This is a genomic window from Chitinophaga sp. (genome assembly GCF_035761305.1).
In the GTDB taxonomy this organism is placed as follows: domain Bacteria; phylum Bacteroidota; class Bacteroidia; order Chitinophagales; family Chitinophagaceae; genus Chitinophaga.
Map to the genome: position 1 here is coordinate 1 of NZ_DASTRI010000273.1, position 11,240 is coordinate 11,240.

Below are 11,240 nucleotides of genomic sequence, written 5' to 3' on the forward strand. Positions count from 1 at the left end.
CCAAGAACACGATAGTAGTAGCCCCTACCGGAGTAGCCGCCATTAATGCAGGCGGCGTAACCATGCATTCTTTTTTCCAGCTGCCTTTCGGACCCTTTATCCCCGGCGTTAAAAGAGGGTTTGGGCAGGATGACAATATTAGTATGGACCGGCATGCGCTATTCCGCAGCATCCGCTTTAACCACGATAAAAAAGAGATCCTGCGCGACCTGGAGCTGCTGATCATTGATGAGGTGAGCATGGTGCGCGCCGATTCGCTCGACGCTATTGACGCCATTCTGCGCCACTTCCGTAACCAGCCCTTGCTGCCTTTTGGCGGTGTGCAGGTACTGTTCATCGGCGACCTGTTTCAGCTGCCGCCCGTAATGCCCGATGCCGAATGGCAGATACTGAAAGAGCATTATGCAGGCATCTTCTTTTTTCATGCGAAGGTGCTGGAGGAAGCGCCGCCTTTGTACATAGAGCTGAAGAAAATATACCGGCAAAATGAAGCCGTGTTCATTGACCTGCTGAATAACATCCGCAATAACACCGCCACCGCTACGCAGCTGGAGCTGCTGAACCAGCGCTACCAGCCTGCCTTTACCGGCCAGGAGCAGCAGTACATTGTGCTTACCACGCACAACCGCCGGGCCGATGAGATCAACGCTGCCCGCCTGGCCGCTGTACCGGGCCCCATACACAGTTTTGAAGGCGCCATTGAAGGTGACTTCAGCGATAAGGCTCTGCCCACCGAATTGGTGCTGCAGCTGAAGCCCGGCGCCCAGGTAATGTTCATCAAGAACGATCTGGCAGAAGTAAAGCGGTACTATAACGGTAAGATAGCTACTGTAAAAGACATCGGCAAAGACCGCATTATCGTAAAGCTGGCCGGCAGCGGGGAAGAGCTGCAGCTGGAAAAGGAAACCTGGCGCAATATCCGCTACACGCATAACAAGGCCGATAACCGCATAGAAGAGGAGGAGCTGGGCAGCTTTACCCAGTACCCCATTCGCCTGGCCTGGGCCATTACCATCCACAAAAGCCAGGGCCTTACATTTGAACGGGCCATTATTGATGCAGGCAGCGCCTTTGCGCCCGGCCAGGTATATGTTGCCCTGAGCCGCTGCACCTCATTGGAAGGGCTGGTGCTGCACTCCCGCATACACGCCGCCGCCATCCGTAACGATGAGCAGGTGGTGGCCTTTGCTGCCCGGGAGAATGCGGCCAATGAGCTGGAAGTGCTGCTGGATATGGAACGGCGCAGGTTCTGGTCAAACAGCCTGCTGAACGTGTTTAACTGGCAAAAAATGCTGGTGGTGCTGCAGGCCTGCATGGCCTGGCTGCCCGGCAAAAAGTTGCCGGATATGGAAGCAGCGCTGCTGCTGGGGCATACCCTCCAGCAAAAAGCAGCGGCACAGCAGGCAGTAGCCCAAAAGTTCCGGCAGCAGCTGGCGCCCCTGCTGGACACAGTGGTGCAAACCTCCGATGTTACGCCCATACAGGAGCGCATGCACAAGGCCGTGGGCTATTTTACCCGCGCCATTTATGAGGAGCTGATAAAGCCCCTGCAGGAGCACCGCGGCACCATAAAAGGAGTTAAACAACGCAAGTACCAGGACCAGCTGGAAGCCCTGGAAGCGGCCCTGTGGCTAAAACTGCAGCAGGTATGGCAGGCCGGCTACGGAGATACTTTGTTTAATGAAGGCTTAACAGACTACACGCACCTGCGTGCGCAAAACAATACGGCTAAACCGGCCAAACAAAAAGCAGAAGCGGGCAGCAGCCGCCGTGGCAGCCTGGAGCTGTACCTGGGCGGCAAAAGCATTGTGGAGATAGCAGATATGCGCCAGCTTACGGTAGGCACGGTAGAAAGTCACCTGGCCCAGTGTATAAGCGCCGGCGAGCTGGCGCTGGAAAGCTTTGTATCGCAGGAAAAGATAAACCTGATCTTGCCGCTGCTGGCCGCCATGGGACCCACTGCCACCACCGCCATTAAACAGCGTTTGGGCGATGCCGTGAGCTATGCAGAGATCAGGGCCGTACAGGGGCACAGCAGGCTTCAGCAGAAATAATTACGAATTGGTTAATTACGAATTACGAATTGATGGCATGAGGTTAAATAAATGATATGTTACCGCGGTTTCAACAGGCAAGGGCTGCTGTCGTAAACCACTCCCCAATCCCCAAACAATCCTTATATTTGTTCCCTGCTATTGGCAATTCGTATTGTGCATAGCGATGCATGAACGCCCGTGTTCATGTACGCGCAACGCATTACAATTATTCCCGTTCATACGCGGCATTATAATCCGTAATTGACCAATCGTAATTGACCGTCCTGCCTGCAACCGTTGCCGCATTTTATTATCTATGGCACGAGAAAAGAAACTAAAGCTCAGCGTATTAGACCAATCGCCCATCCGTAACGGCAGCAATGCCGTAGAAGCATTACAGGAAAGCATTCAGCTGGTGCAGCTGGCCGACCGTTTAGGCTATACCCGTTACTGGGTGTCGGAACATCACAACACAGCCACCCTGGCCGGTTCTGCGCCGGAAATACTCATTGCCCGTTTGGCAGCGGCATCGGAACGCATCCGGGTAGGCTCCGGTGGGGTTATGCTGCCCAACCACAGCACCTTAAAGGTGGCTGAAAACTTCCGGTTGCTGGAAGCCCTGTTCCCGCACCGCATTGACCTGGGCATTGGCCGCGCCCCCGGCGGCGACCGCATGACAGCGCACCTGCTGAACCCATCCAACACGTTTAATCCACGGGAGTTTGTGCAGCAGATAGCTGATTTGCAGGCTTACCTGAGCGAGCAGGCCAACACCGGCTCTGTACACGAAAAAGTAAAGGCTATTCCGCATATAGATACCATGCCCCACCTGTGGATGCTCACCTCCAGCGGGGAAAGCGGCTTGCTGGCCGCCCACTATGGCATGGCGCTTTCTTTTGCCCACTTTATTTACCCCGTTGGCGGCCCAAAGGCGCTGCAGGCGTACCGTGAGCAGTTTCGGCCGTCGCCATGGCTGCAGGCGCCCCTGGCCAGCGTAGGCATCTTTGTTTTTTGCGCCGATACAGAAAAGAAAGCACAGCAGCTGCAGACCGTTATGGACCATCGCCTCCTGAACCTGGAGAAAGGCCGGCTGGATGTGCTGCCTGCCTATGATGAGATCAAAGATTACGAGTATTCTCCCGCAGAGTGGGAGCGGGTGCTGCACAACCGCGGCCGTATGATAACCGGCACTCCGCCGCAGGTAAAAGCGCAGCTGCTGCAGCTCGCCGCCGACTATGAGGTAGACGAGATCGTTATTGCCACTATCACAGATCATTTTGATGACCGCCTGCGCTCCTATGAGCTGCTGGCGGAAACGATGCTTTGAGAATTGTGGCAGTGCGCGCTGAATGGGAAATACATTTCACATTTCCGCGCCAAAACATCCTCCAATCGCAGAATATCCAGGCAGTCCTCTGCTTCAATCCAATCCGTAATTCGTAATTGAATAATTCGTAATTAAACTAGGTATGTGTAGGACAGTTCCCACCATACCTTTTTTTATTTTTAGCAGGCCGGGTATAGCGCATAATGGCAATTTTGCGCCGGCATACAGCGTTCAGTATGAACTGATATAAAAAACAATTCCACACTTATGCAAGCTATTTTAGGCGTTTTTTTCCATTTCATCGGAGGGTTTGCTTCCGGTAGTTTCTATATTCCGTTTAAAAAAGTAAAAAACTGGGCCTGGGAAAGCTACTGGATCGTAGGCGGCTTCTTTTCCTGGCTCATAGTGCCTTTCCTGGCTGCCTGGATCACGGTGCCCGATTTCCTGGCCATTATCCGCAGCACCAGCGGTACTACCTTGTTCTGGACCTATTTCATGGGAGTGCTCTGGGGCATTGGCGGCCTTACCTTTGGCCTGGCCATGCGCTACCTGGGGCTGTCACTGGGCATGTCTGTAGCCCTGGGCTACACCTCTGCCTTCGGTTCCCTGATACCACCTATTTACCGCGATCTTTTTGGCCATGAGGCCGGCGATGCTACATTTACCTCCATGCTGCACAGCAACGGTGGTTTGCTGGTGCTGGCCGGTGTGGTGGTGTGTTTGCTGGGCATTGCCATTTGCGGTAAAGCAGGGGTAATGAAAGAAAGGGAGCTGCCGGAAGATAAGAAGAAAGAGAGCATACAGGAGTTTAACCTGCGTAAAGGTTTGCTGGTTGCCACAGTATCAGGCATACTAAGCGCCTGTTTCAACTTTGGGATAGAAGCCGGCAAGCCCATGGCGGAAATAGCGGTGCAGCAGGGCAGCAACCCGCTGTTCCAGAATAACGTGATCTTTGTGGTGCTGCTCTGGGGCGGCTTAACCACCAACCTGTTCTGGTGCATGCTGCTGAACGCCCGCAATAAAACCTTTGGTAATTATACCGATAAAAGCACCCCGCTGGCCACCAACTATTTGTTTGCCGCGCTGGCAGGCACTACCTGGTTTCTGCAGTTCTTCTTTTATGGTATGGGAGAAAGCAAGCTGGGTAACGGCGCCAGCTCATGGATATTGCACATGGCATTCATCATTATCGTGTCCAGCCTGTGGGGCATTACGCTGCGGGAGTGGAAAGGCGTAAGCCGCAAAACATTTGGCACTATTATGCTGGGTATACTTACCATTATGCTGTCTGTAGTGCTGGTAGGATATGGCAATTCAATAGACGCGTAAAGAAGGCAGAAAGCGTAAAGCATAATTGCAGGCAGCGTTCAGCACTAAGCATTCAGCGTTCTTAAACAGAAAAAATAATCAAAAGCATATGTCAGTTTCTGCATCAACAAATTTCAAGCATGTAAGTTATTTATGGGACGAAGCCAAAGCTGCATCCATGGCCGGTGATGAGGTGGCTTTGTTGATCTACCGCTCTAACCTGCTGGGCGCCGATCTGCGGCTTACCAACTACGGCGGCGGTAACACGTCCTGCAAAGTAATGGCCACCGATCCTTTAACAGGCAAGCAAACAGAGGTAATGTGGGTAAAAGGTTCCGGCGGCGACTTAGGTACGCTGAAAAAAAGCGGGCTGGCAGCGCTGTATGTAGATCGCCTGCGTGCGCTCGAAAATATTTACCGCGGCATTGAGCACGAAGATGAAATGGTGGAGCTGTTCAACCACTGCATTTTTGACCTCAGCTCCAAAGCGCCGTCTATTGACACGCCTTTACACGGTTTCCTGCCGTTTAAACATATTGATCACCTGCATCCCGATGCGGCAATTGCCATTGCAGCTGCTAAAGATGGTAAGAAGATAACACAGGAGCTGTTTAACGGCACCATCGGGTGGGTTGAATGGCAGCGCCCCGGTTTTGACCTGGGCCTGAAATTACGCCAGTGCCTCAACGAAAATCCCGGCATCCGCGGTATTATGTTAGGCTCTCACGGCCTGTTCACCTGGGGCGATACTGCCTACGAAAGCTACATCAATACACTGGAGGTAATAGAGCGATGCGCCGCTTACCTGGAGGAGAATTACGGTAAAAAAGGGCCGGTGTTCGGCGGTGCGCGTATACAATCCGCACCTGCGGCAACCCGACAGGAGCAGGCGAGTTTACTCGCGCCGGTGCTGCGTGGCCTGTGCTCTGGCTACACCCGCATGGTGGGGCACTTTACAGATGATGAACGCGTGCTGCAGTTCATTAACTCCAACGACCTGGATCGCCTGGCGCCCATGGGTACCAGCTGTCCCGATCACTTCCTGCGCACCAAAATAAGCCCGCTGGTGCTGAACCTGCAGGCTGCAGATGACCTGTCGGACGTAGCTAAGCTGAAGGAAAAGCTGGTCCCGCAGTTTGAAGCGTACCGGAAGATGTATGCAGACTATTACAACACCTGCAGGCATCCCAACTCGCCCGCCATGCGCGACGCCAATCCCGTAGTGATCCTGTACCCGGGTATTGGTATGTTCACCTTTGCCAAGGATAAGCAAACCGCGCGCGTAGCTGCCGAGTTTTACATTAATGCCATTAATGTAATGAAAGGCGCGGAAGCCATATCAGCATATACCTCTCTGCCCCGGCAGGAAGCGTTTAATATAGAATACTGGTTGCTGGAAGAGGCAAAGCTGCAGCGCATGCCCAAGCCCAAACCCCTATCCGGCCGCATTGCATTAATCACCGGCAGCGCCGGCGGCATAGGTAAAGCCATTGCCAAAAAGTTTGCCGACGAAGGCGCCTGCGTGGTGATCAACGATAACGACGCCGGCCGCCTGGAAAACGCCAAGGCCGATTTCGGCAAAGGTTATAGCAGCGATGTATTTACCACCGCTGTACTGGATGTAACCAGCGGCGCCGACATCCGCAATGCCTTTAAAACCGCTGCCCTGGCCTTTGGCGGGGTAGACCTGGTAGTGAACTGCGCCGGCCTTTCTATATCCAAACCCATTGAAGAGCATACGGAAAAAGACTGGGACCTGCTGTACGATGTACTGGTAAAAGGCCAGTTCCTGGTAACGCAGGCCGGGGTAGAGATCATGCGCAAGCAGGACATTGGCGGTGATGTGCTGAACATTGTGAGCAAGAATGCGCTGATGTCTGGCCCCAATAACGCCGGCTATGGATCTGCCAAAGCTGCGCAGCTGCACCTGAGCCGCCTGAACGCCGCGGAACTGGGTAAAGATCATATCCGTGTGAACGTAGTGAACCCGGATGCTGTTATTGCCGACAGTAAAATATGGGAAGGCGCCTGGGCCGAAGGCCGCGCCAAAGCCTATGGTATTAAGGTAGAGGAGCTGCCCGGCTTTTATGCCAAACGCACCCTGCTGAACGAAGTAATATTGCCTGAAGATATTGCCAATGCCTGCTTTGCCTTTGTAGGCGGCCTGCTGAACAAATCCACCGGCAATGTGCTGAACGTGGATGGCGGTGTAGCGACAGCCTTTGTACGGTAATTACGAATTTGTCAATTACGAATTATTAGGGCAACGTTGCTATAGTAATTTGTAGTCCGTAATTGACAATCGTTATCCTGGTACTCGTTATTTATCCGTGTTGCTGCATGTTTCGTAATTTGTAGCCGTTCACAATCTTAATAACAAAGGCATTCATAAACGTCCGCGTTTCATAATTGACTAAGCTGCAATTAAACAATGTGCCTGTAACAACACTTCCTAATTCGTAATTCGTAATTCAATAATTCGTAATTACTATGACGCTCGATCAGCACCAGATAGCTTCCTTTAACAGCGATTTCCATAAGGAGCACGACCGCGCTTTTGCCTACACAGCAGAAAAAGTGGCCGATATACAATATGTATTGCAACGTTTGCAGGAGTTCCAGGTAGCCATTCCCAGCTGGGCATTGGGCACCGGCGGTACCCGTTTTGGCCGTTTTTCCGGCGGCGGCGAACCGCGTAACCTCGAAGAAAAGATAGCCGATGTAGGCCTGCTGCATGCCCTGAACCGTTCCAGCGGCGCCATTTCCCTGCATATTCCCTGGGACATCCCGGAAAATGCGTCCGCCATTAAAGCCCTGGCGGCACAGCACGGGCTGCGTTTCGATGCCGTGAACTCCAACACCTTCCAGGACCAGCCCGGCCAGCAGCACAGCTACAAGTTCGGTTCCCTGCACCATACGGATAAAGCCGTGCGTAAGCAGGCCGTTGAACATAACATTGAAGTAATTAAATACGGTATTGAGCTGGGGTCTGATGCGCTCAGCCTCTGGCTGTCAGACGGGTCCAATTTCCCCGGTCAGCTTAATTTCCGCCAGGCCTTCCAGCGCACGCTCGAAAGCCTGCAGGAGATCTATGCGGCCCTGCCGGATCACTGGAAGCTGTACATTGAGTACAAATGCTACGAACCTAATTTTTATTCTACCACTATTGCCGACTGGGGGCAGTCGCTCATGCTGGCCAATAAGCTGGGCAGTAAAGCGCTCACCCTGGTTGACCTGGGCCATCACCTCCCCAATGCCAATATTGAGCAGATAGTAGCGCTGTTGCTTATGGAAGGCAAGCTGGCTGGTTTCCACTTCAACGACTCCAAGTACGGGGATGATGATCTCACCGTAGGCAGCATCAATCCATACCAGCTGTTCCTCATTTTCAATGAGCTGGTAGAAGGCATGGATGCCCGTGGCATGAACCATGCCACCGACCTGGGATGGATGATCGACGCCTCACACAACGTAAAAGACCCGCTGGAGGACCTGCTGCAGTCGGTAGAAGCCATTATGATCGCTTACGCGCAGGCCCTGCTGGTAGATACGAAAGCCCTGGAAGCCGCACGCCAGGCAAACGACGTGGTAGCCGCCCAGGAGCTGCTGCAGCATGCCTACCGCATTGATGTAAGGCCCCTGGTAGCCCAGGCCCGCCTGCTCAATGGCGGCGCGCTGCACCCTGTACAGCTGTACCGCCGCCTGAAGGTGCGCAACCAGCTGGTAAAAGAGCGCGGCGCCAAAACCGTAGCCACCGGTTTGTAGGATGTAACCCCGTGTAACGGGGGCAACCCGGGCGCAATGGCGGGTAAAAGCGTTCACGACAGGTAGTAAAAGCGTTCTCCATTAGGGGTAAAAGCGTATTAACTCCGTAACTTAATGTAAAACGGCATGAACCAGGGACCAGGCAGGCAGCCTGTAATAGCAGTATTAGACATTGGTAAAACCAATAAGAAGCTCTTTCTTATAGATGAGCATTACCGTATTGTGTGGGAGAACAACTGCCGTTTCCCGGAAATCAGCGATGAGGATGGGGATGCCTGTGAAGATGTGCAGGCGCTTACGCAGTGGGCACACACCAGCCTGCAGCAAATGCTGGCCATACCGCAGTACCGGGTAAAGGCCATCAATTTTTCCACCTATGGCGCCAGCTTTGTGCTGATCAACGAAGCGGGCAGGGTAATAGCGCCTTTGTACAGCTACCTGAAACCTTTCCCCGGCGATCTGCAGGCAAAATTTTTTGCGCAATATAACAATGATGAGGCGCTGCCGGGCATTACGGCATCGCCCTGGCTGGGCAGCCTCAATTCCGGGCTGCAGCTGTACCGTTTAAAATATAAAAAAACGCAGCTGTTTAATGAGGTGAAGTATGCGCTGCACCTGCCGCAGTACATAAGCTACCTGGTTACCGGCCACGCCTGTACGGATATTACCAGTATTGGCTGCCATACCATGCTGTGGAACTTCCGGGAGCACCGGTACCATACCTGGGTGCAGCAGGAGGGTATTGCGGATAAGCTGCCCCCCATATGCCCGTCGGACAGTGTGCGGCCGGTAACGCTGCAGGGCGCTGTGTACCAGGTAGGCGCCGGCCTGCATGACAGCTCTGCCGCGCTTATACCTTACCTCGCCAGCTTTACCGAACCTTTTGCTTTAATATCAACGGGTACCTGGTGCATTACCCTCAACCCGTTCAATAACAGTCCGCTTACCACAGCGGAGCTGGAGCAGGACTGCCTGTGTTACCTGGCCTACCAGGGCAAGCCCGTAAAGGCGTCGCGCCTGTTTGCCGGTAACGAGCATGAGGTGCAAACCAAACGCCTGGCCGCTCACTTCCAGGTAGCGCAGGATTATTACCGGCAGGTGGAGTTTGACCCGCTGCTGATACGCCGCCTGCAAACAACCATAGCGCCGGCGCTCACGCAATTTGCCGCCCGCCCGCTGGCCGCCTTCCCTGATTATGAAACGGCTTATCACCAGCTGATGCTTGACCTGGTAGGCGCCCAGCAGCGTTCTACCCGGCTGGTTATTAACAATACGGCTGTGAAGCGTATTTTTGTAGATGGTGGTTTCAGCAAAAACCCGTTGTACATGCACCTGCTGGCCGCAGCATTTCCTCACCTGGAAGTATATGCTGCATCTGTTGCGCAGGCTACAGCTGTAGGGGCGGCGCTGGCCATTCACGCCCACTGGAATACCCGTAACTTACCCGGCGACCTGGTGGAGCTGAAATATTATAAAGCGGAAGGCACAAAGCATGAAGCATAAAGCACAAAGCATAAAGTAAAAAGTAAAAAGTAAAAGGAAAAAATAAAAGGCTGTACGTTATAGGGTTAAATGTTTAATAGATAAGTAGCGTCATGCAGTACTACGCGTTCTGCGCTCAGAACGTCTTAACGGCAATGCATGAGCAACGTTCAGCATCTTAACAGCAAAACACAATTTTTACTTTTGCTTTTTTACTTTTACTTTTTAAAGCAAACGTATGAAAGTAGGATTATTTATCCCCTGTTATATAGACCAGTTTTACCCGCAGGTGGGCATTGCCACATTACAGCTGCTGGAAAAGCTGGGCTGCGAAGTGGAATACCCCGCCGGGCAAACCTGCTGCGGGCAGCCAATGGCCAACTCCGGTTATGAGCACCTTACCGGCGACTGCAACCGCCTGTTTACGGACAATTTTAAAGCATACGACTACATTGTGGCGCCTTCCGGCAGCTGTGTGCTGCATGTAAAAGATCACCTGCATGTAGCGGATAACGAAGCCGCCGCCACCCACATACGGGAACATATATACGAGCTGTCGGAGTTCCTGACAGATGTGCTGCAGGTAAAAAACCTCCGCGCAAAATTCCCGCATAAGGTAGGTGTGCACCAGAGCTGCCACGGGCAGCGCGGGCTGCATGTATCGCAAATGACGGAGCTGGTGGCGCCTCCTTTTTCCAAACCCATGCAGCTCCTGAATATGGTAGATGGGCTGGAGCTGGTAACGCTGGACCGCAAGGATGAATGCTGCGGCTTTGGCGGCACCTTTTGCGTGTTTGAGGAAGCCGTATCTGCGAAAATGGGGAAAGACCGTATAGCCGATCACGTGCACAACGGCGCGGAATATATTACCGGTAACGATGTAAGCTGCCTTATGCATCTCGAAGGCATCCTGCGCCGGCAGCAAAGCCCGGTAAAAGTGCTGCACATTGCCGAGATCCTCAATAACGGGTAAAACGCACCGGTATTTGCTAAAAATATACCATCAATAAGCACAATAGCAATATCAATAAACCCGGTACATTAGCATATTTGCATATCCGCAAAGAAAAACTATGACGACTGCTGTAAAAGATCACGCTGCGCTGGCAGAGGAATTTAATGCCAATGAGCCCCGGGTAAACTGGCACGATGAAACGTTGTGGTGGGTACGCCAGAAGCGCGACAAAATGGCCTGGAGCATACCGGAATGGGAACAGTTGCGCGAAACCGCCTCCCGTATAAAACATAATGTGCTGGGCAACCTGCATGCTTACCTGGAAGAATTTGAGCGCAATGCGCAACAGAATGGCGCCATTGTGCAC

At 52.9% G+C, this 11,240-nt stretch carries 7 protein-coding genes and 1 pseudogene; all 8 read left to right on the top strand.

The window, feature by feature from the left end:
* The coding region (locus tag VFS25_RS22940; RefSeq protein WP_326464518.1) for a helix-turn-helix domain-containing protein at nt 1–2,054 on the top strand (2,054 nt) is incomplete at its 5' end.
* Nucleotides 2,055–2,352: 298 nt separating this feature from the next.
* Nucleotides 2,353–3,363, top strand: a complete 1,011-nt coding sequence (locus tag VFS25_RS22945; protein WP_326464519.1) for an LLM class flavin-dependent oxidoreductase — start codon at nt 2,353–2,355, stop codon at nt 3,361–3,363.
* Between the two features lie 267 nt (nt 3,364–3,630).
* Nucleotides 3,631–4,692 (top strand): L-rhamnose/proton symporter RhaT, encoded by a 1,062-nt coding sequence (gene rhaT, locus VFS25_RS22950; protein WP_326464520.1) that lies wholly within the window; start codon nt 3,631–3,633, stop codon nt 4,690–4,692.
* Between the two features lie 88 nt (nt 4,693–4,780).
* The gene (locus tag VFS25_RS22955; RefSeq protein WP_326464521.1) at nt 4,781–6,904 is read left to right on the top strand and encodes a bifunctional aldolase/short-chain dehydrogenase; all 2,124 of its coding nucleotides are present in this window, start codon (nt 4,781–4,783) and stop codon (nt 6,902–6,904) included.
* Nucleotides 6,905–7,161: 257 nt separating this feature from the next.
* Nucleotides 7,162–8,436 (top strand): TIM barrel protein, encoded by a 1,275-nt coding sequence (locus VFS25_RS22960; RefSeq protein ID WP_326464522.1) that lies wholly within the window; start codon nt 7,162–7,164, stop codon nt 8,434–8,436.
* 126 nt (nt 8,437–8,562) lie between these two features.
* A complete protein-coding gene (locus tag VFS25_RS22965; protein ID WP_326464523.1) occupies nt 8,563–9,939 on the top strand; it encodes an FGGY-family carbohydrate kinase in 1,377 nt (458 codons plus the stop codon).
* A 217-nt stretch (nt 9,940–10,156) separates the two neighbouring features.
* The gene (locus VFS25_RS22970; RefSeq protein WP_326464524.1) at nt 10,157–10,891 is read left to right on the top strand and encodes a (Fe-S)-binding protein; all 735 of its coding nucleotides are present in this window, start codon (nt 10,157–10,159) and stop codon (nt 10,889–10,891) included.
* A 100-nt stretch (nt 10,892–10,991) separates the two neighbouring features.
* Nucleotides 10,992–11,240 (top strand): annotated as a pseudogene (locus tag VFS25_RS22975) (4Fe-4S ferredoxin); the annotation flags it as partial.

Coding starts and splice junctions, on each gene's coding strand:
- VFS25_RS22945 (WP_326464519.1), top strand. CDS start 2,353: ATGGCACGAGAAAAGAAACTAAAGCTCAGCGTATTAGACCAATCGCCC.
- rhaT (WP_326464520.1), top strand. CDS start 3,631: ATGCAAGCTATTTTAGGCGTTTTTTTCCATTTCATCGGAGGGTTTGCT.
- VFS25_RS22955 (WP_326464521.1), top strand. CDS start 4,781: ATGTCAGTTTCTGCATCAACAAATTTCAAGCATGTAAGTTATTTATGG.
- VFS25_RS22960 (WP_326464522.1), top strand. CDS start 7,162: ATGACGCTCGATCAGCACCAGATAGCTTCCTTTAACAGCGATTTCCAT.
- VFS25_RS22965 (WP_326464523.1), top strand. CDS start 8,563: ATGAACCAGGGACCAGGCAGGCAGCCTGTAATAGCAGTATTAGACATT.
- VFS25_RS22970 (WP_326464524.1), top strand. CDS start 10,157: ATGAAAGTAGGATTATTTATCCCCTGTTATATAGACCAGTTTTACCCG.